At 64.5% G+C, this 24,041-nt stretch carries 25 protein-coding genes; 4 read left to right on the top strand and 21 right to left on the bottom strand.

Annotated features, from left to right (window positions below):
* Positions 1 to 94: 94 nt before the first annotated feature.
* From VW23_RS02035 to VW23_RS02055, 5 genes are all read right to left on the bottom strand, one after another.
* Complete coding sequence (locus VW23_RS02035) at positions 95 to 1,252, bottom strand: NAD(P)-dependent oxidoreductase (RefSeq protein WP_141728187.1); 1,158 nt, start codon at positions 1,250 to 1,252, stop codon at positions 95 to 97.
* A 17-nt stretch (positions 1,253 to 1,269) separates the two neighbouring features.
* Complete coding sequence (locus VW23_RS02040; protein WP_069907921.1) at positions 1,270 to 1,650, bottom strand: DUF2200 domain-containing protein; 381 nt, start codon at positions 1,648 to 1,650, stop codon at positions 1,270 to 1,272.
* 10 nt (positions 1,651 to 1,660) lie between these two features.
* Entirely contained in the window at positions 1,661 to 2,284 is a 624-nt protein-coding gene (locus VW23_RS02045; protein ID WP_069907922.1) for a LysE family translocator, read from the bottom strand.
* A gap of 186 nt (positions 2,285 to 2,470) precedes the next feature.
* Positions 2,471 to 2,821, bottom strand: coding sequence for a hypothetical protein (locus VW23_RS02050; RefSeq protein ID WP_069907923.1), 351 nt, complete (start codon positions 2,819 to 2,821; stop codon positions 2,471 to 2,473).
* A 139-nt stretch (positions 2,822 to 2,960) separates the two neighbouring features.
* On the bottom strand, positions 2,961 to 3,503 hold the full coding sequence (locus VW23_RS02055) for a DUF924 family protein (RefSeq protein WP_069907924.1): 543 nt from the start codon (positions 3,501 to 3,503) through the stop codon (positions 2,961 to 2,963).
* 125 nt (positions 3,504 to 3,628) lie between these two features.
* Here VW23_RS02055 and VW23_RS02060 point away from each other — a divergent pair, with 125 nt between their 5' ends.
* Complete coding sequence (locus VW23_RS02060; protein WP_069907925.1) at positions 3,629 to 3,841, top strand: hypothetical protein; 213 nt, start codon at positions 3,629 to 3,631, stop codon at positions 3,839 to 3,841.
* A 91-nt stretch (positions 3,842 to 3,932) separates the two neighbouring features.
* On the opposite strand, the gene VW23_RS02065 is transcribed toward VW23_RS02060, so the two are convergent.
* Positions 3,933 to 4,934, bottom strand: coding sequence for a zinc-binding alcohol dehydrogenase family protein (locus tag VW23_RS02065; protein WP_069907926.1), 1,002 nt, complete (start codon positions 4,932 to 4,934; stop codon positions 3,933 to 3,935).
* A gap of 95 nt (positions 4,935 to 5,029) precedes the next feature.
* On the opposite strand from VW23_RS02065, the gene VW23_RS02070 reads away from it, so the two are divergent.
* Positions 5,030 to 6,055 carry a threonine aldolase family protein gene (locus VW23_RS02070; RefSeq protein WP_069907927.1) on the top strand — a complete coding sequence of 342 codons (1,026 nt, stop codon included), beginning with the start codon at positions 5,030 to 5,032 and terminating at the stop codon, positions 6,053 to 6,055.
* A 228-nt stretch (positions 6,056 to 6,283) separates the two neighbouring features.
* Here the strand turns inward: VW23_RS02070 and VW23_RS02075 are convergent, their stop codons facing one another.
* From VW23_RS02075 to VW23_RS02090, 4 genes are all read right to left on the bottom strand, one after another.
* Positions 6,284 to 7,201, bottom strand: coding sequence for a VOC family protein (locus VW23_RS02075; protein WP_069907928.1), 918 nt, complete (start codon positions 7,199 to 7,201; stop codon positions 6,284 to 6,286).
* A 407-nt stretch (positions 7,202 to 7,608) separates the two neighbouring features.
* Positions 7,609 to 8,493 carry a hypothetical protein gene (locus tag VW23_RS02080; RefSeq protein WP_069907929.1) on the bottom strand — a complete coding sequence of 295 codons (885 nt, stop codon included), beginning with the start codon at positions 8,491 to 8,493 and terminating at the stop codon, positions 7,609 to 7,611.
* Positions 8,490 to 9,374: an ABC transporter ATP-binding protein gene (locus tag VW23_RS02085; RefSeq protein WP_069907930.1), complete on the bottom strand. Its 885-nt coding sequence runs from the start codon at positions 9,372 to 9,374 to the stop codon at positions 8,490 to 8,492. Before VW23_RS02085 ends, VW23_RS02080 begins: the two co-directional genes overlap by 4 nt.
* A complete protein-coding gene (locus VW23_RS02090; protein WP_069907931.1) occupies positions 9,367 to 9,726 on the bottom strand; it encodes a GntR family transcriptional regulator in 360 nt (119 codons plus the stop codon). The genes VW23_RS02085 and VW23_RS02090 overlap by 8 nt, the downstream gene beginning before the upstream one ends.
* 181 nt (positions 9,727 to 9,907) lie before the next feature.
* Between VW23_RS02090 and VW23_RS02095 the strand changes: the two genes are divergently transcribed.
* Positions 9,908 to 10,906: an NAD-dependent epimerase/dehydratase family protein gene (locus VW23_RS02095; protein WP_069907932.1), complete on the top strand. Its 999-nt coding sequence runs from the start codon at positions 9,908 to 9,910 to the stop codon at positions 10,904 to 10,906.
* A gap of 258 nt (positions 10,907 to 11,164) precedes the next feature.
* A complete protein-coding gene (locus tag VW23_RS02100; RefSeq protein ID WP_069907933.1) occupies positions 11,165 to 12,370 on the top strand; it encodes an MFS transporter in 1,206 nt (401 codons plus the stop codon).
* Positions 12,371 to 12,520: 150 nt separating this feature from the next.
* On the opposite strand, the gene VW23_RS02105 is transcribed toward VW23_RS02100, so the two are convergent.
* The 11 genes from VW23_RS02105 to VW23_RS02155 form a co-directional block, all read right to left on the bottom strand.
* Positions 12,521 to 13,534 carry a lactonase family protein gene (locus VW23_RS02105; protein WP_069907934.1) on the bottom strand — a complete coding sequence of 338 codons (1,014 nt, stop codon included), beginning with the start codon at positions 13,532 to 13,534 and terminating at the stop codon, positions 12,521 to 12,523.
* Between the two features lie 206 nt (positions 13,535 to 13,740).
* Complete coding sequence (locus tag VW23_RS02110; RefSeq protein WP_069907935.1) at positions 13,741 to 14,592, bottom strand: sugar phosphate isomerase/epimerase family protein; 852 nt, start codon at positions 14,590 to 14,592, stop codon at positions 13,741 to 13,743.
* Between the two features lie 168 nt (positions 14,593 to 14,760).
* Positions 14,761 to 15,894, bottom strand: a complete 1,134-nt coding sequence (locus tag VW23_RS02115; RefSeq protein ID WP_069907936.1) for a Gfo/Idh/MocA family protein — start codon at positions 15,892 to 15,894, stop codon at positions 14,761 to 14,763.
* A 229-nt stretch (positions 15,895 to 16,123) separates the two neighbouring features.
* The gene (locus tag VW23_RS02120; protein WP_069907937.1) at positions 16,124 to 17,173 is read right to left on the bottom strand and encodes a TIM barrel protein; all 1,050 of its coding nucleotides are present in this window, start codon (positions 17,171 to 17,173) and stop codon (positions 16,124 to 16,126) included.
* 38 nt (positions 17,174 to 17,211) lie between these two features.
* Complete coding sequence (locus VW23_RS02125) at positions 17,212 to 18,282, bottom strand: ABC transporter ATP-binding protein (protein WP_069907938.1); 1,071 nt, start codon at positions 18,280 to 18,282, stop codon at positions 17,212 to 17,214.
* Between the two features lies 1 nt (position 18,283).
* Entirely contained in the window at positions 18,284 to 19,390 is a 1,107-nt protein-coding gene (locus tag VW23_RS02130; protein WP_069907939.1) for an ABC transporter ATP-binding protein, read from the bottom strand.
* Positions 19,383 to 19,628 (bottom strand): hypothetical protein, encoded by a 246-nt coding sequence (locus VW23_RS02135; RefSeq protein WP_069907940.1) that lies wholly within the window; start codon positions 19,626 to 19,628, stop codon positions 19,383 to 19,385. The genes VW23_RS02130 and VW23_RS02135 overlap by 8 nt, the downstream gene beginning before the upstream one ends.
* Positions 19,625 to 20,581, bottom strand: a complete 957-nt coding sequence (locus VW23_RS02140) for a carbohydrate ABC transporter permease (RefSeq protein WP_069907941.1) — start codon at positions 20,579 to 20,581, stop codon at positions 19,625 to 19,627. The genes VW23_RS02135 and VW23_RS02140 overlap by 4 nt, the downstream gene beginning before the upstream one ends.
* Before the next feature lie 2 nt (positions 20,582 to 20,583).
* Positions 20,584 to 21,477, bottom strand: coding sequence for a carbohydrate ABC transporter permease (locus VW23_RS02145; RefSeq protein ID WP_069907960.1), 894 nt, complete (start codon positions 21,475 to 21,477; stop codon positions 20,584 to 20,586).
* Between the two features lie 225 nt (positions 21,478 to 21,702).
* On the bottom strand, positions 21,703 to 23,013 hold the full coding sequence (locus VW23_RS02150; protein WP_069907942.1) for an ABC transporter substrate-binding protein: 1,311 nt from the start codon (positions 23,011 to 23,013) through the stop codon (positions 21,703 to 21,705).
* 365 nt (positions 23,014 to 23,378) lie between these two features.
* Positions 23,379 to 24,011: a TetR/AcrR family transcriptional regulator gene (locus tag VW23_RS02155; protein WP_069907943.1), complete on the bottom strand. Its 633-nt coding sequence runs from the start codon at positions 24,009 to 24,011 to the stop codon at positions 23,379 to 23,381.
* Positions 24,012 to 24,041: the final 30 nt, after the last annotated feature.

Below are 24,041 nucleotides of genomic sequence, written 5' to 3' on the forward strand. Positions count from 1 at the left end.
CGACATCTGCGAGATACGCCCGACACGGCGGAGGGGCAAGTGGCGAATTCCGGAAGGGGCCGATGCGGCGACGGCATGGCTGGCCCGGACGTGGTCAGGCGCGGGCGCGGACCGCAAGCGCTGCGGTCGCGACCTCCCGCTCCAGTGCCGGCGGGTAGTTGTGCAAGCCGGGCGGGATACCGGCAGCGCCATCGCTGAGCAGCCAGAGCAGGCCACGGATCATGACGCTGGAGAACGGGTCGAAACTTGCCGAACCCGCCAGGTTGCCGGTGAAGGCAATATTGATCAGGCTGCCGCGGTTGAGCAGGAACAGCGAGCGGCCGCCGACAGCATAGCGCTCGATATGGGCCCGCATGGTCCGATGTTCATGGAGATCGAGCCAATCGACATCGATCTCGCGATTGGAGTGGCCGACATTGAAGAGCACCGCGCCATCGCGGCAAAGGCTCAGCTCGGCTTCGCCAAGCACGCCGTCGCGGCCGGTGGCGGTGACGATGACGGCTGCCTCAGCCACCGCCTCGGCGAGCGGCAGGGTGCGGCAGCCAAAATGCAACGCTTCGAGCTGACGGACGGGATCGCGCTCGGCAACGGTGACGACCGCCCCGAGGGCGCGGGCCCGCTCGGCAACGCCACGCCCGACCGGCCCGAAGCCGACGACCAGCACCCGGCAACCGAACAGGGACAAGCCGGTGATGCTGCCGAAGGCCGGCCAGGTTTCTTCGCCGACGTGGAAGCGATTGTGAATGGCGTCCTTGAGGGCGATGCCGTTCCAGTCGAACACCGGAAAGGCGAGGGTCAACGGCCGGATCCGATGGAGCCCCGTCGTCGTCGCCTCGAGTGCGCCAGCGATCGGCGTGCCGGCGAGCGTGGCGGCCTCGATGAGTTCGCCGCCCATGTCGCAGATGGCATCGAGCGGACCGGTGGCGAAGCGGCGAAGCGTTTCGTCGTAGAGCACACGCGGCTCGCGGCGGCCATCGAACACCTCGACACCGTGGCTGGCGAGATACGCGACCACGCGGGGGTCGGTACTATCGGGGTTGCAGCCACCAACGCGGACCGACACGCCGGCCTCGACGAACGGCATCAGGGTCAGGATGGTGTCGGGGAGGAGGTGCATCCAGCAAGCGAGCCGCTTGCGCGAGAGGTCGGCGCGGCGCACCTCGGCGCCGAAATGCGCGCTGATCGGGTGGGTGAAGCGGAGCCACTCGAGCGCCGCTTCGAGCTCGGCAATCGCATTCCGGTCCGCAACCATGTCCGTCACCTCCCTGGTCAGCCGGGCGTCGGCGTCCTCAGGATTTTCGCCATCGCCTTGCCCTTGGCGAGTTCGTCGATGAGTTTGTCCAGGTAGCGGATCTCGCGCATCATCGGCTCTTCGATGGCCTCGACGCGGACGCCGCAGACGACGCCGGTGATCAACGAGCGGGCGGGGTTGAGCGCCGGCGCCGAGGTGAAGAAGCTTTCGAGGGTGGCGCCGTTGGTCAGCTGATCGTCCAGCGTCTGCTGGGTGTGACCGGTCAGCCAGCGGAGGATCTCATCGACCTCGGCCTTGCTGCGCCCCTTGTTCTCCGCCTTGGCGACGTAGAGCGGATAAACCTTGGCGATGTTGTAGGCGTAGACCCGGTCTCTGACTTTCTCTGTCGTCGCCCGCATGCTGGTCCCCTTAACGCGCGTCGATGATCAGGCGGATGCCGAGAATGCCGATGAAGGCGGCGGCGGCACGGTCGACCCAGAGCTTGGCGCTCAGGTAGATGGCGCGTGGCTTTGCCGCCGAGAAGGCGATGGCGACGATGGCGTACCACAGGGTTTCCTGCAGGAAGATCAGCGGCGGCAGGGCCCAGTAAAGCCAGGGCTCAGGATTGGCGGGCAAGAGCGCGGCAAAGACGGCGCCGAACACGGCGACGATCTTGGGGTTAGAGAGCTGGGTGAGGAGGCCGAAGGTAAAGGCCTTGCGCGGATTGGCGGCGGGCGCGGCGCCGGCCTCGACGGTGATCGGGTCGGCGGCGTGGCTCCAGATCTTCCAGGCGAGATAAACGAGATAGAGCCCGCCGGCGACTTTCAGCGCGGTGAACAACAGGCCGCCATCCTGCATCAGGGTGCGGAGGCCGAGCACGGCGAGCGCGCCGTAGAGCATCGCCCCTACCCCCATGCCGAGCGCCGCGGCGAGCCCTTCGGTGCGAGACTGGGCGACGGCGGTGCGGACTACGAAGACGAAGCTCGGGCCGGGGCTGATGGCGCCGAGCATCAGCGCGCCGAGAATGGCGAAGAGGGGCAGGAAATGGTCCATGAGAGCCTCCGGATCGGCGGGAGGCTAGCGCGCTTCGATGGCAGAGTTCAACCGGGCGGCGCCCCTCCCGGTGAAGGGAGGGGCTGGGGGATTGGGGTTATCGGTGATCACCGAATTGCCCCCACGCTCGAGGGGTCGCCGGTTGAGAGGTCGGCGTCGAGGGCCGTATGTCTGGGCCAGTGGCCCTTACATCTTCTCTTCCTTGATCGGGGTGCGGCTGACAATCTCATGATCGCAGGCGTCGTAGGTGATGTAGTAGGCGACGAACTCGTGCTCGTAGTTCTTCTTCTTGGCGGAGAACAGGTAGATGCCTTCCTCGGCTTCCTTCTCGAGCTTTTCGATCATCTTGTAGTTGCGCTTCTTGAGGTAGCGGATCGCCTGCTTGACGCTGTGGCAATCGTATTCGTCGTAGTGCTTCTCCTCGTACACCGGTTTCAGTTCGCCGGCCATGACGGCGGGCGCGCCGGAGACGGCAACCAGGGAGAGAGCGAGAGCGGCGAAGGTCGGGCGGGCGAAGCTATTGAGACGTGCGAACATGTTGTCCACTCCATTTGGGGCAGGCACCGATTGCCTGCGGGTGAGAGAGGACTAACGGGGTTCGGCTGAACCGATGCAGAGCCGGAAGTTCACCTGACATTCATAAGTCGTATTATGATTTTTTTGGATCACGTTGCGGTCAGAACATGCCGTCGCCGGAGTTGATGTACGCGATCTCCTCTGCGGTGGAGACACGGCCCAAAGCGGCGTTACGGCGCGGGTAGCGGCCGAAGCGGGCAATGCAATCGCGGTGCAGGATCTCGTATTTGAGGGTGTCCTCGTCGCCGAGCGCGGTGAACAGCCGGATGGCATCGTCGTGCACCGCAAGATCCTCAGAGTGCATGTAGGGCATGTAGAAGAACGTCCGGCGCCGCGGCTCGACCCGCAGGTCGTCGCCGGCCGCCACCGCCTGCTGCGCGAGGCGCAGCGCCATGGCATCGGAGGCGAAGGCCTCGGGGCGCTGGCGATGCAGCTGGCGGCAGAACTGATCGAGCACGATGATCTCGGCGAGCCGCCCCGACGGGGTGGCTCGCCACCAGGCCGCCTCGCCGCGAGCGACGGCGGCATAGGTGGCGCTGAAGCGCTCGGCGAGCACGGCATCGAACTCGGGCTTGCCACCGAACCAGTCGGCCTCCCCATGCTCGACGAACCAGAAGTTCAGGATGTCATCGGGAGAAGTCATGGCAGCGGTCCTGGTGGTGGGGCGCGTTGGGCGGGCGCCCTTCACGGTTCATTGTCCATCGGGCGGGCATGGTGTCACCCGGCCGCACGGCACAGGGTATGTGGGGCAGCATTGAGGAGATTTCCATGCGGCTCGTGAAGCTCGATACACCCGATGGCATCATCTACATCAACCCCGAGCATGTGGTGGCGGTAGTCAAGGGCCTGCGCGACACCAAGGTCGACACGGTGTCGGGCGTGCATGTGGTGAAAGACTCGCCAGAAGTGGTGGCGCGGCTGCTCGGCATGGAAGAAATCGAGCTCGATGTGACGCCGAAGGCAGTGGGCTGGAAGGCTTAGGTTCCCCGCACGAAGAGCGCTCACTCCACCAGCTTCGCTGGTTCCCCAGCGGTGAGCGCCTGCGGCGCTCATCCGCGACCCCGGGGGAGGATCAGACCGTCACGATCGCCTTGATGACGCCGGTGCGGTCGTGGGCCCAGATCGGCATGTCCTGCGGGACGCGGTCCATCGTCGTGGCGTGGGTGGCGAGCTTGTCGGTCGGGACCTTGCCTTCGCGGATGGACTCCATGACATGCTCGAAATCAGCGCGAATGGCATTGCGAGAGGCGCGGATGGTGAGCTCGCGCCGGTGCACTTCTGCATCGGGGAACACCAGGTCGCCCTTGATCACGCCGACCAGGGTGTAGCTGCCGCCATTGCGGGCATGGAACAGCGAGGCGTTCATCGCCCTGATCGAGCCGGTAGAATCGAACACCGCGTCGAAGCCCGTCGATTTGATTTTGGTGAACGCGCTGCCCTCGAGCTCGGCGGGCGAGAAGGTGGCGAAGCCGAGCGCACGGGTGGCGGCGATCTTGTCAGGCGCCGCATCGATGACGGTGACATCGGCGCCGGCGATTCTGGCAAAGAACGCGACCCCCAGCCCGATCGGGCCGGAGCCAACCACCAGGGCGCGTGAGCCGGGCTTCAGCTCGGCGGTGCGGCGGATGGCGTGGGCGCCGATGGCGAGGAACTCGACCATGGCGGCATCACGCAAGCTCAGGCCGTCGGCCCTGTAGAGATTGCCCGCGGGCATGACGATCTCTTCGGCCATGCCGCCGGGCGCATGGACGCCGATCACCTTGAGGGTCTCGCAGCAATTGGCACGGCCTTCGCGGCAGGCCGGGCAGTGGCCGCAGTTGAGATAGGGATTGATCACCACCGGGTCGCCGGCGGCGAAGGCTTCACCATTGGGATCGATGACGGTGCCGCTCAGTTCGTGGCCGATGACCCGCGGGTATTCGAAGTAGGGAAAATTGCCTTCGAAGATGTGGTAGTCGGTGCCGCAGATGCCGATATGGCGAATGGCGACGCGGACCCAGCCGGGCTGCAGTTCGGGACGGTCGATCTCGATCAGCGCCAGCTGCTCGGGCGCGGTGCAGGATATGGCTCGCATAGGGTCTCCTCTTGCGGAGGATCATAGCGGGGCGTGGCTTCACCACAAGCACCCGGCAGGCTACAAACCCCCGCGTCTTTAGTGGGGTATTCAGCGTGAATTTTGCGAGCGACAACTGGGCCGGGGCGACACCTGAAGTGATGGCGGCGCTGGCGCGGCACAATGACGGGTACTCGCCGGCCTATGGCGGCGATCCGCTGAGCCTCAGCGTAGCGCAGCGGTTCTCAGAACTGTTCGAGCGCGGGGTGGAGGTGTGGTTCACCGCGACCGGGACGGCCTCGAACTCGCTGGGCCTGGCGGCGCTGAGCCGGCCGGGCGGCGTGGTGTTCTGCGGCGAGGATGCGCATGTCCACACCGACGAAAGCGGCGCGACCGAGTTCCAGTCGGGCGGCATGAAGCTGGTGCCGCTGCGGAGCCCGCTCGGGCTGATCGATGCAGGGGCGTTGGCGACAGCGCTCGGCAAGCATCCGGTGGGTGGGCGCAGCATCCCGGTCGCGCTGAGCCTCACCAACGCGACGGAATGGGGCACGGTCTATGGCGTTGCGCAGGTGGCTGAGCTCTCAGCGATGGCGCGCGCCGGCGGGCTCAAAGTGCATATGGATGGCGCGCGGTTCGGCAACGCGGTGGCGGCGCTGGGCGTGACGCCGGCCGAGCTGACCTGGAAGGCCGGGGTAGATTTCCTGTCGTTCGGGGCCACCAAGAACGGCTGTTGGGCCGCCGAGGCGATCGTGGTGTTCACGCCGGGGCTGCTGGGGGATTTCGAGCCGCGGCGGCAGCGGGCCGGACACACCTTCTCCAAGGCGCGGTTCGTCGCAGCGCAGTTCGAGGGCTATCTCGAGCAGGACAACTGGCTGCGTCGGGCCGGGCACGCCAACGCCATGTCGGAGCGGTTGCGCGCCGGGATCCGCGCCAGCAGCGTAGCGCGGCTCGGCTGGGAGAACACGGCGAACGAGGTATTCGCGGTGATCTCCAAGGCGGCACTGGCGCGGCTGCGGGCGGCCGGCGGCGCGGCGCATGAATGGCCGAGTGATGGGCTCGCGGCGGATGAGACGCTGGTGCGGCTGGTGACGAGTTGGGCGACCACCGAGGCCGATGTGGACGGGTTTTTGGGGGTGCTTTAGGGCGAAAGAACCGAAGCAGACGGCCCCCTCCCTCGCCATTCGAGCGTAGCTCTCATGGCCTTCTCGCCTCAAATCGCTCCGCTGGAGCGATTTGCCCTGCGGGACGGCTCGAAGTCCCCCACAAGGGGGGAGGTGAAGAGTCGAGGCTCTGTCTTCGATCGTGCCAAACACTCGATGCGGCACCTCCCCCTTCATGGGGGAGGATGGGAGGGGGCCGTCTGCCGGCAGTTAGTCGATGACAACCTTCACCAGATTGCCAGCCGGATCCCTGCTCTCGACCCCCTCATTGGTCTCCGCATACCCAGCACCAATTGCCGCCAACCGGCCCTTCACCGCGTCCAGCGCCGCCTGATCCGGCACGGCGACGTGGAACCAGCGCAGGCCCGCCGAGCCCTTCGGCGGCTGGGCGGCGTTGGGGCCGGACCAGATGTTGAAGGCGATGGTGTGCGGCGGGTAGTCGAGGCCGAGGTCGCCCATGCCGAAGCGGCGCATGATGAACAGGCCGCCGAAGCCCAGGCCGTCGCGGTAGTAGCGCATGGCCTGTTCGAGATCGTTCACATGCAGGTGGATGTGGCCGATACGGGTGCCCTCGGGCATCAGCGCCGGGACGGCGTTGACGTCGTCGAGTTCGGCCAGCAGGTCATCGACATCGATGGCCTCGCGGCCTGAATGGGGCGAGCCGTCGACGGTCTTGACGTAGAAGCCGTCCTCGCCATCGCCGACGGTGCCGCGCCAGGGGGTCTCGAAGGTGATCTCGATGCCGTTATTGTCGTAGTCCCACAGGTAGATCGCCTCGGAGACAAGGTGATCGGTGGGCGAAATGCGGACGCGGCGCATCAGGGCGCGCACCACCATTTCGGCCAGCGCCTTGCGGGTCGGGACATGCACGGCGACGTGGTAGAGGCCGAGTGAGCGGTCGGGAAACGGGCTTGTCGCCCCGAGTTCCAGGGTGATCAGCTCGCGTCCACCGGCGCCAAGATGCAGCGCTTCGGCATCCTCGGAGATCAGTTCGAGGCCGACGACATCGCGCCAGACGGCCAGCGCCTTGTCGCGGTCGGTGACGCCGATGCGGACAGCGCCGAGATGGGTGGTGAGCGGCAGCGTCGGGGTGGAGCGGACCGCGGCCTGGGATTCGACAGTGATCATGATGGGCCTCGCAACGGGGTTGGGTTGACCCTGATATGGCGGAGGCCGACGGGCAAGCCAATGCTGTCGTGGCGGCGGACAGTCGATACGAATATGCGTGAATGACTGGCTATGGAGACGGATTGCTACCATTTTCGAGGAGGTCGCCTTCTCCCCTTGTGGGAGAAGGTGGCCGACAGGCCGGATGAGGGGTATCGCAACCTTTGGGTTGCCCGATCGGAGCGAAGCGACGAGCGACCGAGTGCGCGGAGAGAGACCCCTCATCCGCCCTTCGGGCACCTTCTCCCACAAGGGGAGAAGGCCTGACTGCTTGGCCAGCGCCGAAAAACGACCACCACCCCCACCCCCGCTTGGGGATGGATGGTGGGGAGGGAGTGGTGGCCGTATCGCGGCCGACGGCGCCGAGGTCAGGTGGCGACGATGCGGCGGCGGTATTCGCTGGCGGCGTAGACGAGTAGGGCCGCGACGATCAGGCCGCCCACCAGCTGCGCCCAGTCGACGGTGGCGAGGAAGCGCGGGATCATCACCGAGGCATTGAAAGCGGCATCGGTGAAGATGGCCTTTTCGATCTGCATGTCGTCGGAGCCGAACTTCAGCCGCTCGTTCAGGTAGCTGAGGAAGTAGCCGGCGCGCGGGCCCGTATCGTTGAAGATCAGGTTCTCAGCGAGCCCGATCAGTCCCGGGATAAGGAAGGCGAGCGGGATCGACCAGCGGCGGAACACCGTCGAGAGCGCCCCGACCCAGGCGAAGAACGGCGCATACCAGAGCAGCGCCACCACCAGGCTGACCAGCGCAAAGCCGGCGATCTGGAAGCCGGAGGCGAGGAACTCGAAGATCCCGGGGACGCCGAGCCGCGGCAGGATCATCGCGGTGATCATGGTGACCACGTAGATGAGGACGCCCGTGATGAGGTAGGCGCCGAAGATCAGGGCCGGGAAGATGGTCATGCCGGCGAGCGACTTCGAGGCCAGCACCTTGAAATCGGTGACCGGCATCGACTTCCAGAACAGCATGGCGTTGTTCCGGCGATCGGCGCTGAAGGCGTCGGCGTAGTAGAAGAACAGCGCCGCCAGCAGGTACATGCTCCAGAGCGCCGCCACCGCGAGGAAGCCGAACTCGAAGAATTTCAGCGCCGAGGGGACGCCGATTTCCTGGTGCATCTGGAAACGGTTCGAGGCGATGCCGAACACCAGCACCAGCGTCATGATGCCGAGGATCACGCCGGGGGCGTAGACGAACGCACCCCGATGCTCGAGATACTCGCGCTTGATAAGGGCAACGAGAGACTTCATTTGGCCGGACCGCGCTGCATGAGGGCGACAAACAGGTCGCTGAGAGTGGGAGTGGTGACCTCGCCGAACGGGGCGAGGCGATCGCGATCGACGCCATCGAAGACCATGGCGGTCTGGCCGAAGCGGGTTTCGCTGTAGATCGGGCCGAGCGCCGTGGCGGCGGCGACCTGATCGGGGCGGACCAGCACCTGGCTGAACTTCGAGCTCACCGTCTCCATCTGCATGTGGAGGATCAGCTCGCCATCACGGATGAACATGATGTCAGAGAGCATGAACTCGATCTCATCCACCTGGTGGGTGGTGATCAGCAGGGTCCGCTCCTCGGTCATGTAGTCCTCGAGCAGGCGCCGGTAGAAGCGCTTGCGATAGGTGATGTCGAGGCCGAGGGTCGGCTCGTCGAGAACCAGCAGCTTGGCATCGATCGCCATCACCACCGCGAGGTGGAGCTGGGCGATCATGCCCTTGCTCAGGTTCTTGATCCGGGCATCCATCTTGACGTCGGTGCCCTCGAGGAAGCCGCGGGCCTTCGCCTGATCGAAGTTGGGGTGGATATTGGTGAGCAGCGCAAACAACTCACGAACCCTGAGGAATCGCGGCAGGCTCGCGACATCGGAGATGAAGGCGACGTTCTTCATCAGCGAGGCGCGCTTCTGGTACGGGTCCTCGCCGAGGACACGCACGGTGCCCTCGTAGGAGGTGAGGCCGAGCAGCGCATTCAGCGTGGTGGTCTTGCCAGCACCATTGTGGCCGACGAGGCCGTAGATGCGGCCGGCGGGGATGTCGAAGTCGAGCCCGTGGAGGATCTCGGAGCGACCGAAGTGCTTCTTGAGGCCACGCGCCGAGACGATCGGAGCAACTGTGGTTTGAGCCAGATCATTCATCTTTACCGCCTTGCTTCAACAACTGTGTGGGATCGAGATCGAGGGCGGCGAGGCGCGCCATGACGCGCGGCCACTCCTCGGTCAGAAATTTCTGGCGCTCGTGGGCGAGCAGCCGCTGGTGGCCGCCTTCGGCCACGAACATGCCCATGCCACGGCGTGACTCGACGACACCGATATCGACGAGCGACTGGTAGGCACGGGTGACGGTCAAGGGATTGACCGCGAGGTCGGCGGAGATCTGGCGCACCGAAGGAAGCGCCTCGCCCTCCCGAGTGGTCTTGCTCAGGATCATGTCGGCAATCCTTTCGCCAATCTGTACGAAGATCGGCTGGCTGTCGTTGAACTGGCTCATGCGTGATGCCTTGGTAGTGTGCTAGTTATGTAGCACACCAAATCGGCGTGACAAGCGAAATCTTCAAGAGGGGGCATTCGAGATCGTCGGTCGGTCCTTGGCATTGTCGAACGCCGGCGGGTAGATTCGACAGCGCGGCGACAAAAAAGCATTGTGCTACAGGCGGTTTGGGAGGGATGGGGTGCGCGTTCTGGTTACCGGCAGTGCCGGATTTATCGGCTATCACCTGAGCCTGCGGCTGCTCGCCGAGGGGCACGAGGTCATCGGGCTCGATGCGCTGACCCCTTATTACGACGTGCGACTCAAGCAGCAGCGGCAGGCGATGCTCGAGGCCAACGCGCGGTTCCTGGGGGTGAGCGGGCGGCTGGAGGACGAGGCGGCGGTCGATGCGGCGTTCTCGGACGCACCGGAGGTAGTGGTGCATCTCGCGGCGCAGGCCGGGGTGCGCTACAGCCTCGAGGCGCCGTTCAGCTACACCGACAGCAATGTGACGGGAACGCTGGCCATCCTCGAAGCGGCGCGCCGTACCCCGCCCAAGCACCTGCTGGTTGCCTCGTCGAGCTCGGTCTACGGCATGGCAGCGGGGCAGCCGTCGCGCGAGACGGACATGACCGACCGGCCGGTGTCGCTCTATGCGGCGACCAAGAAGGCCACCGAGGCGATGAGCCATTCCTACGCCCACCTGTTCGGCGTGCCGATCACCTGCCTCAGGTTCTTCACCGTCTACGGGCCGTGGGGCCGCCCGGACATGGCGCTGTTCAGGTTTGCCGAAGCGATCGCGGCAGGCGAGCCGATCAGCATTTTCGGCGAAGGCCGGATGCGGCGGGATTTCACCTATGTCGACGATGTGGTGGCGGCGATCGACCGGCTGATCGGCAAGCCGCCAGTGCTGGGGAAGCCGGTGTCGCCGGCGGACTCCCTGTCGCCGGTGGCGCCCTGGCGGGTGGTGAACATTGCCGGCGGCCGGCCGGTCGAACTGATGCGGTTCGTCACCGCGATCGAGACGGCGATCGGGCGCGCGGCGACGAAAGAGCTGTTGCCGATGCAACCGGGCGACGTGGCCGAGACGGCGGCAGACGTGACGCTGCTGCGGGCGCTGGTGGGCGAGGTGCCGCAGACCGAGGTGGAGGACGGGGTGCGGGCGTTCTGCGATTGGTTCGGGGGGTGGCGGCCTGACTGATAGAGACGGCCCCCTCCCGGCCTCCCCCATGAAGGGGGAGGTGAAGAGTCGAGACTGTGTCTTCGATCGTGCCTCACGTACCGGCGGGGCACCTCCCCCTTCATGGGGGAGGATGGGAGGGGGCCGTCCGCTTCCGTTGATCCAACCGAACGGAAAATCGCTTGAGTGCTAACGACTCGGGGCATCTGACATGTTAGGGACAAGTATTCGTTTCTGATCGGCACCCGCCGATCCCTTGAGCATTCCCGGATTCCCAAATTGACGGCCACAGCTTCGGCACCGGCGACCTCCATCGCCAGCAAGACCACGCTCTCGATCATCATCGCAGTGTCGGTCTGCCACCTGATCAACGACACCATGCAATCGCTGCTGTCGGCGATCTACCCGATCCTCAAGGAGAGCTACGGGCTCGACTATGTGCAGATCGGGCTGTTGACGCTGACCTTCCAGTGCACGGCCTCGCTGCTGCAGCCGGCGATCGGCATGTATACCGACAAGCGCCCCCTGCCCTTCTCGCTGCCGGTCGGCATGGCCTCGAGCCTGATTGGGCTGCTGATCCTGGGCTTTGCGCAGAGCTACTGGCTGCTGCTGGTCGGCTCGGCCTTTGTCGGGCTGGGCTCGGCGATCTTCCATCCTGAGAGTTCGCGCGTGGCGCGGCTGGCGTCGGGCGGCCGGCATGGCCTCGCGCAATCGCTGTTCCAGGTGGGCGGCAATGTCGGCTCGGCCATCGGGCCGCTGCTGGCGGCGTTCATCGTCCTGCCGCGCGGGCAAGCAAGCGTTGCCTGGTTCGCGGTGGGCTCGCTGGTCGGCATCTTCATCCTGACGCGGGTCGGCATGTGGTACGCGGCGCATCGTAAAGCCAATGCCGGCAAGGCACCGGTGAGCACCGCGCTCTTGTTCGACAAGCGTACCACCGCCATTGCGCTCACCGTGCTGACGGTGCTGACGCTGACCAAGAACGCCTACATGGCGGGGCTTTCGAGCTATTACACGTTCTTCCTGATCGACAAGTTCCAGGTCGGCGTGCAGGACGCGCAGCTGTTGCTGTTCGTCTATCTCGGCGCTTCGGCGGTCGGGGTGTTCCTGGGCGGGCCGATCGGCGACCGTTTCGGCGCCAAGTTCGTGATCTGGTTCTCGATCCTCGGGGTGCTGCCGTTCACCTTGGCCCTGCCCTATGCCGACCTCACCTGGACGGTGATCCTGACGGTGCTGATCGGGCTGATCTTTTCGTCGGCGTTCTCGGCCATCGTGGTGTTCGCGCAGGAGCTGCTGCCGGGCCGGGTCGGGATGATCGCCGGCATCTTCTTCGGCTTCGCCTTCGGCGCCGGCGGCATCGCCGCCGCGGCGCTCGGCGCATTGGCGGACGTCGCCGGCATCCAGTACGTGTTCTGGCTCTGCTCGTTCATGCCACTGGCCGGGCTACTGACGGTGTTCTTGCCCGAGATGCAGCACAAGGTGCGGTGAGGGGGTGGACTGCTGCGGCAGACGGCCCCCTCCCATCCTCCCCCATGAAGGGGGAGGTGCTCCGCCGGTGTGCTTGGCACGATCGCAGACAGCCTCGACTCTTCACCTCCCCCTTCATGGGGGAGGCCGGGAGGGGGCCGTCTCTCTCAGTCAGATCTGTAGCAGCGCCACCGGTTTCTGCAGCTTGAACACCTTGCCGGTCGCACTGAGCGTGCCATCGGCCGCCACGTCGAACACCACCAGATCCTCACTCTCCTGGTTGGCGACGATCAGGTGCTTTTCCAGCAGCAGGAAGAAGCGGGGCCAGTTGCCGCCGCACGAAATGTTCTGCTTGAGGCTGATCTTGCCGTCGGTCGCGATGGCGAAGGCAGTGATCGAGTTGTGGCCGCGGTTCGAAACATAGAGCACGGTGCCCGTGGCGTTGATCTGGATATGGGCGCCGGTGGACTCGCCCTTGAAGTCGGCGGGAAGGGCCGAAAGGGTGTCGAGCTCGGTGAGCTTGCCGCCCGCTTCGCGGGCCAGCGCGGTGACCGTCTCAGCATATTCGGTGAACAGGTAGGCGAACTTGCCGTTGGGGTGGAAGGCCAGGTGACGCGGGCCGGCGCCCTTGGGGGTGGCGAACGCCGTCTCGGGACCGCCGACGAAATTGCCGGCTTCGTAGCGGACGCTGCGCACTTCATCGTGGCCGAGATCGACCACGTAGAGCCGATCGGCTTCCGGTGACCACTGGGTCCAGTGGGCGTGGCCCTTGTCATGGGCGTGTGCGCTGCGCAGCACCGTGGGGTCGGCCTTGAGCGCACCGGTCGCCGCATCGATCGAGAACACCGGGGTCGAGTCGTCGCCGTAGTTGGCGACGGCGAGCTTGGTGCCCTTGGGGCTGATGCGCAGGTAGCAGGGATATTTCGCGCCGGTCGACTGGTAGCCGAGCGGGGTGGCGGTGCTGTTATCGGTGGCGAGGCTGAAGGCGCCGGCCTGCTCGGCCATCTCGTTGGTGACATAGACGGTGCGGGACGAAGGCGCAAAGGCGATCCACGAGACGTCGGGTGTGCCAGGGAAGCTGCGAGTGAGCTCGATATCGCCGCTGGCGGTGTCGAAGCTCAAGAGCTTCAGGCCTTCGCCATTGGGGCCGGTATAGGAGCCGGACAGCAGGTTGAGCTTGGACATACGCAATTCCTCCTCGGTAAGCCGGGCGGAAGTGTTAGGGGAGTCACGGGGTTATGGCTAGGTGCTGACTGACAGAGACGGCCCCCTCCCGGCCTCCCCATAAAGGGGGAGGTGAAGAGTCGAGGCGCTGTCTTCGATCGTGCCAATCACTCGATGCGGCACCTCCCCCTTTATGGGGGAGGATGGGAGGGGGCCGTCTCTATCAGTCAGTGTGCCCGGTCCCAGCCCTCGCGCATCAGCCTGAACCCCTTCTCGTAGACCTCCGCCTCACTGGCGAACAGCGGGCGCCAGATCTTGGTGGCCGCTGCAAGGTCGGGCAGCGCAGAGCCGAAAGCTTCAATGGTCATCCAGCCGTCGTAGCCGGCCCGCTTCAGGGCATTGAACACCGACTGGAAATCGATGTGGCCGGCGCCGGGGACGCCGCGGTTATTCTCGGAAATGTGGACGTGGTTGATCTCTTTGATCGTCGCCGGGATCACCTCGGTGATCGAGTTCTCTTCGATGTTGAAGTGGAAGGTATCGTAGAGATAGCCGTAGTTCGGCTCGTCGACGGCCCGCACCAGCTCAGCGGCCTGGGCGGCCGAATTGAGGAAGTAGCACTCGAAGCGGTTGAGCGGCTCGACCGAGAGGGCGACGCCGTGCTTCGCGGCGTATTGCGCCGCCTGTTTGTGGATATCGCGGACTCGGGACTTTTCGTCCGCGGTGGCGCCGCGGCCGCTGAACTCGCCGAGCGGCTGATGGAACGGGCCGGCGGCGAGGGTGCCGCCCAGCGCCGCGGTGCAATCGGTCAACCAGTTGAGGTGGCTGAGGGCGCCGGCGCGTTCGCCGAGATCGGGTGAGACGGCGGATTTGCCACCGCCGGGCATCACGCCGATGCCGGTGGCGCCCAACCCGAGATCGCGCAGGCGACGGCCGAGCTTTTCGTAGTGATCGGGTGTGCCCTCGAACATCGGGACCTCGACACCATCATAGCCCACGGCCTTGAGGCGCTCGATGATCGGCCAATGTTCGTCGGTGACGTGGGTGGTCCAGAGCAGCAGGTTGAAGCCGAGTTTCATTCGATAGTTCCGTTTGCTTGGCTACCCCTCACCCCAACCCTCTCCCCAGAGGGGCGAGGGGGCGGGGTGGCGCAGCCGGTTGTTCCAACAAACCTCTGATTGGCGGCTCCATCGCCCCCTCGCCCCTCTGGGGAGAGGGCCGGGGTGAGGGGCGCCAAGCGCACCCGGCTACAAGTTCACCCAGCTGCCCGACTTACCCGAGCTGATGATGGCGTCGCAGAGCTTGTTGGTCGCCAACGCATCCCTGAATGTTGGCGCTGCCGGTTTGCCAGTCTTCAGGCCCTCGAGGAAATCGGCGGCAGTGTGGGTAAAACTGTGCTCGAAGCCGATGACCAGGCCGGGGACCCACCATTTGCCGAGATAGGGGTGGTCGCCGTCGGTGACGAGGATGTTGGTCCAGCCGCGCAGCCGCCCTTCGGTGGAGTGGTCGAACCACTGCACGCGGTTCATGTCGTGCAGGTCCCAGGCGAGTGAGCCCTTCTCGCCGTTGATCTCCAGCGTATAGGCGGCCTTGTGGCCGCGGGCATAGCGGGTCGATTCGAAGGTGCCGAGCGCGCCATTGCTGAAGCGGGTCAGCACCGCGGCGGCGTCATCAATGCCGACGGTCTGCTTCTTGCCGGTGTCGGCGTGGGTGCGCTCCTTGACGAAGGTCTCGGTCATGGCGGTGAGCGAGGAAATGTCGCCGTTGATCCACAGCGCGCTGTCGAGGCAATGCGCCAGGAGGTCGCCGGTGACACCGGAGCCGGCGGCGTCGACATCGACCCGCCAGGTGCCCTGCCCGCCCTGCGGCACATCGGGCGAAATGGTCCAATCCTGCAGGAACTTGGCACGGTAGTGGAAGATGCGACCGAGCTTGCCCTCGTCGACCAGTTGCTTGATCAGCGTGACGGCGGGGACGCGACGATAATTGTACCAGACGAGGTTGGGGACGCCGGCCTTTTCGACCGCATCGACCATCGGCTGGCCCTCGGCGGCGGTGCGGGCCAAAGGCTTTTCGGTCAGTACCATCTTGCCGGCCTGAGCTGCGGCGATAGCGATCTCGGCGTGGAGGTCGTTGGGCACGCAGATATCGATGGCGTCGATATCGCGGCGCTCGATCAGGGCGCGCCAATCATGCTCGACGCTCTCATAGCCCCACTGCTCGGCAAAACGGCGCACCTTGCTGTCATTGCGTGCTGCGACGGCCTTCAGCACCGGGTGGTAGCCGGTATCGAAGAAATGGCTGACGGAAGCCCAGGCGTGCGAATGGCAGCGGGCCATGAAGCCGTAGCCGACCATGCCGATATTGAGTTGTTTGGTCATTGGAGTGTTCCTGACGCAAGATGGCCACAACCACCGCAGTCATTCCCGCGAAAGCGGGAACCTCTGTTTTGGTGTGCGCCGAGATATCCCAAACGGAGGTTCCCGCTTTCGCGGGAATGACTCCGTGCGGGAGGATACATGAAAGCCACCCGTGACATCTCAGGATGGGTCCCGGCCTTCGCCGGGATGACATCGTGGTGGAGGCGGGTGTGGCGCAAAGCTGGACCGCCTATTCCCGCCAGCCGTGCGCGTCGCGGACTTTGAGCATGGCGCCGAGGACCTTGTTCCAGGTTTCCTGCTGCTCCATTACGGCGTTGGGGAACATGCAGCCGTCCCAGCAGATGTGGCGCATCTTCCTGGTCAGCTCGCCCCTGTCGTCGCGCAGCCAGTAGCCGGCGTGCTTCACGACATCGAGCCGGCCATTGGGGTCGTCGATCTGACAGTGGCGCCCGGTCTTTTCGTGGTCGCCGGAACCGAAGGTGGTGCCGTCATTCTGGGCGACGTGGAAATCCAACGTCCAGGGGCGGAGCGCGTCAGCCACCTGGTGATAGGCGGCATCGAGCGCTGCTTTGTCGCTCCATTGGAAATCCTTGGCGAGGATGCGGTCCTTTTCGGCATTGGCGCCGAGAACGAACAGCATCGAGTGCGCCATGTCGGCCTGGTAGCCGACGACGCCCGGCATGTTGACCAGCTCGAGCAGTTTCACGTTCTCGCGCCAGGAGTGCATGCCGCCCCAGCAGATCTCGCCCTCGGCAACGATGTACTCGCCATAGTGCTGGGCAATGCGGCCGGCCTCGCGGAAGGTGTCGGCGATCTTGTTGGTGTTCCCTACGGGGTCGGTATCCCAGGCTTCGACGCCGGTGGAGCTGTCGACACGGACGCCGCCGGTGGGACGGATACCGATCTCACGCATCTGCTGGCCGATCTTGCAGGCCTTCTCGACCTGGGTAAGGAAGCGCTTGACGTCATCGGCGTCGCCCATGGCGGAGCCGCCGCCGGCGCCGCCCCAGATCGGCGCGACGAAGCTACCGACTTTGAGGCCGAAGCTGCCGATATGGTCGGCCATCCGCTTCACATCGTCCTTCGATGAATCGATCGAGATGTGCGGATCGGCGAGCCACAGGTCGACGCCGTCGAACTTCTGCCCGTCGACCTCGGCATTGGCCGTAAGCTTCAGCAGCGTATCGAGGGGGATGATCGGCTCGGCGCCGGGAGCGCCCTTGCCGACCACGCCGGGCCAGGTGGCGTTGTGGAGTTTCGGGTAGTTATTGGATGCCATGATCCCCCTCCCCTGGGGTCTAAAGTCTCAAAACAAAACTAGGCCGCCTGCCCCCTGAGGTTCAGGCCGGTTTTGGCGTCGAACAGCATCACCTTGTCGGGGTTCCAGCTGAAGCGCACGGCTTCCTCGACCTTGACCTCGACACGGGCCGGCACGGCAGCGCGCATCAGGTTGTCGCCGACGCGCAGGGTGACGATCTTTTCGATGCCGTGGTTCTCGACGTCGTGGATGCGCGCCTCGTTCGGGGCGCCGGCGGCGACCTCGACATCTTCCGGACGGATGCCGAAGGTGACCGGCCCTTCGACCGCGGCACTGCGGGTGATCGGCATCTGAAACGCCTGCGCGACACTTGCCACATCGCCGGCAAGGCTGCCCGGCAGCAGGTTGATGGCGGGCGAGCCGACAAAACTCGCGACGAACGTGTCGCGCGGGTTGGTGTAGACATCGCGCGGGGTGCCGACTTGGACGATCCTGCCTTTGTTGAGCACCGCGATACGGTCGCCCATGGTCATCGCCTCCACCTGGTCGTGGGTGACGAAGATGAAGGTGGCGCCGAGCCGCATCTGCAGGTCCTTGAGCTCGGAGCGTAGCGACTCGCGCAGTTTGGCGTCGAGGGCGGAAAGCGGCTCGTCCATCAGGAAGACCTGCGGCTCGCGCACGATGGCCCGCCCGATGGAAACACGCTGCATTTCGCCACCGGAAAGGCGATCGGTCTTGCGATCGAGCAGGTGGGTGATGCGCAGGGTCTTACTGGCATAGTCAATGCGCTTGTCGATATCGGCTTCGCTCAGCTTGCGAATGCGGGAACGCAGCGGGAAGGCCAGGTTGTCGCGCACGGTAAGGCGCGGATAGAGCGAATATTGCTGCAGCACCAAAGCCACGTCGCGCTCTGCCGGCCCCCAGTCGTTGACGTTGACCTGATTGATGTGGATGACGCCTTCGGTCGGCTTTTCGAGCCCGGCGATCATCCTCAGCGTCGTGGTCTTGCCGGCGCCGGTGGGCCCGAGCAGGACGAAGAACTCGCCATCGGCGACGTCGAGATCGAGCTTATCGACCGCGACGTGCGGGCCGAAGGACTTGGTGATGTTTTCGAGGCGGATGCGGGCCATGTCAGTTGCCTAGCCGGATGCCGAGCGAGGCGCCCGAGCGGGTATCGAAGAAATGCGCCTGAGCGGGATCGATGCGGGCGAACACGGTGGCGCCGGGCTTGTCGACGTAGCCGGAGCTGGTGCGGGCGCGCAGGGTCTTTTCGCCGAACTTCAGATCGACGATGTCGAAACCGCCGAAGGGCTGGATGATATGGGCTTCGGCCGGACGATAGCCCGGTTTGTCGTCGCGGCTGACGATGACCCCTTCCGGGCGGACGCCGAGCGAGAGATCGGGAGCGGCCTGCTTCTGCTCCAACATGCCGAGCAGTTCGCGCGGCAGGTCGAAGCTCGCGTCATCCAGCGCAATGCGGGCGTTGCCGTCGGCCTCGCTGACCTTGGTGGCGGCGATGTTCATCACCGGCGAGCCGATGAACTGGGCGACGAACAGGTTGGCCGGATAGAGGTAGACCTCGGTGGGGGTGCCGACCTGCTGCAGCACGCCATCGTTCATCACCACGATGCGGTCGGCCAGCGACATGGCCTCGACCTGGTCGTGGGTGACATAGATCGAGGTCGAGCCGTTCTCGTAGTGCAGGCGTTTCAGCTCGATGCGCATGGTTTCGCGGAGCTTGGCATCGAGCGAGCCGATCGGCTCGTCGAGCAGCAGCGCCTTGGGGCGGCGCACCAGGGCGCGGCCGATGGCGACGCGCTGCATGTCGCCGCCGGACAGTGCCGACGGGCGGGCGTTCAAGAGGTGCAGGATGCCGAGCGACTTGCCGACCGAGCGCACGGTGCGATCGACCACATCCTTGGCGGTGCCGACGGCGCGCAGCGGAAAGGCCAGGTTCTCGAAGACGGTGAAGTGCGGGTAGAGCGCGTAGTTCTGGAACACGAAGGCGATGTCGCGGTCGGCGGCGCGGAGGCCCTGGATCGGCTTGCCGTCGAGGAGGATATCGCCCGAGTCGATTTCCTCGAGGCCGGCAATGGCGCGCAGCGTCGTGGTCTTGCCGCAGCCGGAGGGGCCGAGGAAAACCACGAACTCCTTGTCCTTGACGGTCAGGTTCACGTCCTTGATGACGTGGACGGGGCCGAAATGCTTTTCGATGTGCCTCAGTTCGATCTCAGCCATGGGTGCCCCCGTGCATCGTGGCGGAGACCGGGCCGGCATCGTCCTCGTCGATCACCTGCTTTTCCGGCGCCGGGATATGGACGGCGACGTTGAAGCCGACGAGCCCGATCAACATGACGGTGACCGAGTACTGGTGCAGAACCTCGATCCACGGCTGACAGAGGAAGATGATGCCGAGGATCATCAGGATCATCGAACCGGGCTCGAGGAACTTCTGGTTGAAGACGCGCAGGTTCATTTGCGGATCGCTCCGAAGCTCATGCCGCGCAACAGATGGTTGCGCAGAAGGAAGGTGAAAATGGCGACCGGCAGGAGGAACAGGAACGTACCTGCGGCGATCACCGTCCAGTCGGGCAGGCCGGAGCCGATCTGGCTCGGAATGAACGGCGGCGCGGTCTGGGCGCGCCGGTTGGTCATGATCAGCGCGAAGGCATACTCGTTCCACGCCGTGATGAAGCAGAACACGGCAGTGGCGGCGATGCCGGTCGCCGCTTCGGGCAGCACGATCTTGAAGAAGGCCTGGATACGGGTATAGCCGTCGACCAGCGCGGCCTCCTCGTATTCCTTCGGAATTTCGTCGATGAACCCCTTCATCAGCCACACCGCGAACGAGACGTTGAAGGCGGTGTAGAGAATGATCAGGCCCAGATGTGAATCGTTGAGCCCGGCCGCCCGGTACATCAGGAACATCGGAATAGCGACGACGATGGGTGGCAACATTCGGGTCGAGAGCACGAAGAACAGCAGGTCCGCCTCGCCCTTCACCTTGAAACGCGAGAAGCCATAGGCGGTGATAGTGCCCATCGACACCGCCAGCAGCGTCGAGGTGATGGCGACGATCAGCGAGTTGATGAAACGATCCGGGTAACCCGAGAGCTGAATCTCGCCCTTGCCCGAACGGGTGATGCGCTCGCCGCCATCGAAGACCAGCCGCTCGAACCACGGCGCGTTCTCATAATCGACGACTTCCTTGGGCTTGAGCTGCACGCGCTTGGTGAACAGCTTCACGAAGGGCGACACCTCGGGCTCGAACAGAATGGTCGGCGGGTTGGTGGTGGCGAGGTTGCGCGGCTTGAACGACGTCGACACGATCCAGTAGATCGGCGCCAGCATGATGAAGGTGACGACGATCACCGCTGCAATGGCGAGCAGGTTGCCGATGCGCTGACCGCGTGATGAAACGACGGCCATGGCTAGCGCTCCTTCGCCTTGTTGAGATACTTGACGTAGACGTTGGTGATGCAGAGCACCATGATCAGCACGATGTAGGCGAGAGCACAGCTCTTGCCGGTCTGCCACTCCTGGAACGCCATCTTGTAGAGCCGGATCGACACCACCTCGGTGGTCGGCTGACCCGACATCACATAGGCGAGGTCGAAAGTCTTGAAGGCCTCCATGGTGCGGAAGATGATGGCGATCAGCAGGATCGGCGCGACCAGCGGCAGGGTGATGCGGAAGAAGGTGTAGAGCCGGCTGGCGCGATCGATCGATGCCGCCTCGTAGAGGTGCTTGGGCACGGCCGAGAGCCCGGCCAGCGACAGCAGCATGACGAAGGGCGACCACATCCAGATATCGGTGAGGGCCACCGCATAGAGGGCGATGTTGGGGTCGCCGAGCCACTCGAGCTTACCCAGGCCCAGCGAATAGTTGATGATGCCGAAGTTGGGGTCGTAGAGCAGCTTCCAGAACAGCCCGACCACCGCCATCGAAAGCATCATCGGCAGCAGCAGCAACGTGGTGATGAGACCCTTGAGCGGAAAGCTGCGGTTCAGCAGCAGCGCCAGGCCGAACCCGACGATCACCTGGCCCGACACCGAGACGATCACATATTGCGCGGTGATGGTGAAATTGGACCAGATGTTGGGATCACTGAGCAGCTCCATGTAGTTCCTGAGGCCGACGAAATTGACCGGGTCCTTCGTCGACGCGCGGAAGTCGGTGAACGAGTAGCCGAGCGAATAGAGCAGCGGAAAAATGTTGAAGACGATCAGGAACAGGATCGTCGGGATCACGAACAGGTTGCGTATCGTGATGTCGCTCCAGCCGCGGTAGGCGGCCCGCGAATGCGGATCGAGCGTAGTGATCATGTTGTTCAAGGCGATATTCCCCTGACGGTGTGCTCTGCCACCGGCTCGTTTGCCGCCATCTCCGCCGGGTCATTCCCGTAAAAGCGGGACGCTCTGTTCTGGTGGGCGCTGATCGTCCCGAAACGGAGGTTCCCGCTTGCGCGGGAATGACCCGGTGGTGAAGGCTCCATCGCGTTCTGACTGCGGGTCCCCCGGGGAGCCGAAGCTCCCCGGGGCAATCGCGATTTACGAACCGCGGCCGTACTTGGCGAAGGTCGCCTTCCAGTCGGCAGCCAGGGCGTCGAGGGTCTCCTGCGAGGTGCCTTCGCCACCGACGATTGCCGGATAGACGCGCTGGTTCAGCTGGGTCAGCAGTTCCGCATATTCCGGCACCGCCCAGAAGTCCTTCACCTTGAACATGGTCTGGTAGAAGGCTTCGTTATACGGGGTGGCGTTGCGGAAGGCTTCGCTCTCGAGCACGGCGGCCGAGCAGGTATAGCCGCCGAGGTCAGCCCACTTCTGCTGCGTGTCGTCCTGGATGAACCACTTCAGGAACTTGAAGGCTTCGTCCTTGTTCTGGCTGTAGTTGACGATCGAGATGCCCTGCCCGCCAAGGGCAGCGAACTGATCGCCATCCGGACCGGCCGGGTTGGCAAAGAAGCCGGTGTTCGCGGCGTTCGGATTGGACGCTTCGTTGATCAGCGCCGGGAAGAAGGCGAAGTAGTTCATGGACATCGCCGCGAGATTTTCGGTGATGGCCTGGTTGTTCTCGACGAAGAAGGTCTTGGCCCAGCCCGGAGGGGTGAAGCTGTAGAGCTTCTTGTAGGCATCGAGGGCGGCAACGGCCTTGGGGCCATTGATGAAGCCATCGACCTTGTAGGTCGACATGTCGCCCAGCTCGCCACCATAGGAGAACAGCGCGTTCTCGAAGCCCATGGCCATGGCGTCATAGGAGTTGTCGGTATAGATCGCCACGCCGTAGCGGTTCTGGTCCGGACGATGGAAGAACTCGGCGATGTCGGTGAGCTGCTTCCAGTCCTTGGGAACGGCCAGATCATAGCCGTACTTGGCCTTGAAGTTGGCCATTTCGGTCGGATCTTCGAACCAGTCCTTGCGATAGGCCCAGCCCACGGCGTCGCCTTCGGCCGGGATCGACCAGTACTTGCCGGAGTTGCCGGGGTACTCGGCGTAGAACTTCATGGTGGCCGGAGCCATCTTGTCGAGGACGCCGTTCTCTTTCACGAAATCGGTCAGGTCGACGTAATGGCCGGCTTCCGACGCAGCACCGAGCCACTGGCTGTCGCCGACGATCATATCGTAGGCGGAACCCTGGGCGTTGAACTCGGTGAACGCCTTGGTCTGGAAATCGCCCCATGGCGTGGTTTCCACCGTGACCTTCACGCCGGTCTCGGCTTCGTACTGGTTGGCCAGTTCCTGCAGGTAGTTGGCCGGATCCCATTCGGCCCAGAAGATCGTCAGTTCCTGCGCCAGCACAGATGTGCTCGACGCAAGCATCAGGCCCAAACCGGCCAGCATGCCCTTGGTAGCAGTGCGCATTATGGTCCTCCCTCTAGCGCTTCCGACGGCCGGCAGTTTTGCGGCACCGACCGAAGCCCCTCCTCATTGCCGGGGGCCTTCACAGCAGCGAACCGGCCAAAAGCTCTCCCAAGCTTCGGCGGCCGGTCGTTCTCTCGCGACGTGCGGGAAATGTCCCTCATCGCCAGCCCCACAACGGCAGCCTCTCCCAAGGCCTCGCGCGGTGACTAGCTGCGGCGCCCCTCAGCGCCCGTCGCACTTGATCTCCTCCTTGATCGACGTGCGTCAACTCTACAATTTCAACGTTTTGTCAGCCTCGTCAAGCTAACATGCTAGCATTTATGCAAGTCGTGACCCAGTTTAGGAAAATAGTTTCCCATGCCGGATCAGGCAGCGGACTCCGCTACCGCCGCGCGGACTAGCGCGGTGGCCGCCCAGGTCGCGATCTCGGTAGTCTCTTCGAACTCAAGCCCCCACAAGTCTTTGAGAACAATGAGAACTTCCAGGCCGTAGACCAGCGACAGAGCTTTGGCCAGGCGCTGGAACTTAACCTCGGGCAATTTATTCTTGAGTGGCGCTATCGCCATTTGCAGCAGCTCGACGCGATGGCCGCGCTTGAAGGGCGGCTCGGCCCCGAGCGTGCCGGCGCGACGCTGCGCCCATTGCTCGAGCGACAGCTTCAGCGCCGCCTTGAAGGTCGCCTCGAACTCGGCAACGCGGGGCATGGTGAGCGACAGGAGGTCGAGGACGCGGGTCTCGGGATCCTCGCTGGCGCTCTGCCAGTTGAGGATTGGCCCCAGGCCCTCATCAACCACGGCGTGGACCAGGGCCGCCTGGCTCGGGAAGTAGCGGTAGGCGGTGGCGCGCGACACCTGAGCGGCTTCAGCCACATCGCTGACCGAGGGCGTCTGGCCCTGCTGCATCAGCGCGATGGCGGTTTCGAGCATGAGCTTGCGGGTGCGCGCCCTGGCGCCTTTCGGCTCGGAAACCTGCTGCTCATCGGGTTGTGAGACGTCCATATCGAAATGATACGCACATCTCAAAATGCT

Source organism: Devosia insulae DS-56, assembly GCF_000970465.2.
GTDB classification, from domain to species: domain Bacteria; phylum Pseudomonadota; class Alphaproteobacteria; order Rhizobiales; family Devosiaceae; genus Devosia_A; species Devosia_A insulae.

Coding starts and splice junctions, on each gene's coding strand:
- VW23_RS02115 (WP_069907936.1), bottom strand. CDS start 15,894: ATGACCAAACAACTCAATATCGGCATGGTCGGCTACGGCTTCATGGCC.
- VW23_RS02050 (WP_069907923.1), bottom strand. CDS start 2,821: ATGTTCGCACGTCTCAATAGCTTCGCCCGCCCGACCTTCGCCGCTCTC.
- VW23_RS02105 (WP_069907934.1), bottom strand. CDS start 13,534: ATGTCCAAGCTCAACCTGCTGTCCGGCTCCTATACCGGCCCCAATGGC.
- VW23_RS02075 (WP_069907928.1), bottom strand. CDS start 7,201: ATGATCACTGTCGAATCCCAGGCCGCGGTCCGCTCCACCCCGACGCTG.
- VW23_RS02065 (WP_069907926.1), bottom strand. CDS start 4,934: ATGCGAGCCATATCCTGCACCGCGCCCGAGCAGCTGGCGCTGATCGAG.
- VW23_RS02090 (WP_069907931.1), bottom strand. CDS start 9,726: ATGAGCCAGTTCAACGACAGCCAGCCGATCTTCGTACAGATTGGCGAA.
- VW23_RS02060 (WP_069907925.1), top strand. CDS start 3,629: ATGCGGCTCGTGAAGCTCGATACACCCGATGGCATCATCTACATCAAC.
- VW23_RS02145 (WP_069907960.1), bottom strand. CDS start 21,477: ATGATCACTACGCTCGATCCGCATTCGCGGGCCGCCTACCGCGGCTGG.
- VW23_RS02130 (WP_069907939.1), bottom strand. CDS start 19,390: ATGGCTGAGATCGAACTGAGGCACATCGAAAAGCATTTCGGCCCCGTC.
- VW23_RS02085 (WP_069907930.1), bottom strand. CDS start 9,374: ATGAATGATCTGGCTCAAACCACAGTTGCTCCGATCGTCTCGGCGCGT.
- VW23_RS02055 (WP_069907924.1), bottom strand. CDS start 3,503: ATGACTTCTCCCGATGACATCCTGAACTTCTGGTTCGTCGAGCATGGG.
- VW23_RS02110 (WP_069907935.1), bottom strand. CDS start 14,592: ATGAAACTCGGCTTCAACCTGCTGCTCTGGACCACCCACGTCACCGAC.
- VW23_RS02035 (WP_141728187.1), bottom strand. CDS start 1,252: ATGGTTGCGGACCGGAATGCGATTGCCGAGCTCGAAGCGGCGCTCGAG.
- VW23_RS02135 (WP_069907940.1), bottom strand. CDS start 19,628: ATGAACCTGCGCGTCTTCAACCAGAAGTTCCTCGAGCCCGGTTCGATG.
- VW23_RS02080 (WP_069907929.1), bottom strand. CDS start 8,493: ATGAAGTCTCTCGTTGCCCTTATCAAGCGCGAGTATCTCGAGCATCGG.
- VW23_RS02040 (WP_069907921.1), bottom strand. CDS start 1,650: ATGCGGGCGACGACAGAGAAAGTCAGAGACCGGGTCTACGCCTACAAC.
- VW23_RS02120 (WP_069907937.1), bottom strand. CDS start 17,173: ATGGCATCCAATAACTACCCGAAACTCCACAACGCCACCTGGCCCGGC.
- VW23_RS02140 (WP_069907941.1), bottom strand. CDS start 20,581: ATGGCCGTCGTTTCATCACGCGGTCAGCGCATCGGCAACCTGCTCGCC.
- VW23_RS02125 (WP_069907938.1), bottom strand. CDS start 18,282: ATGGCCCGCATCCGCCTCGAAAACATCACCAAGTCCTTCGGCCCGCAC.
- VW23_RS02150 (WP_069907942.1), bottom strand. CDS start 23,013: ATGCGCACTGCTACCAAGGGCATGCTGGCCGGTTTGGGCCTGATGCTT.
- VW23_RS02155 (WP_069907943.1), bottom strand. CDS start 24,011: ATGGACGTCTCACAACCCGATGAGCAGCAGGTTTCCGAGCCGAAAGGC.
- VW23_RS02045 (WP_069907922.1), bottom strand. CDS start 2,284: ATGGACCATTTCCTGCCCCTCTTCGCCATTCTCGGCGCGCTGATGCTC.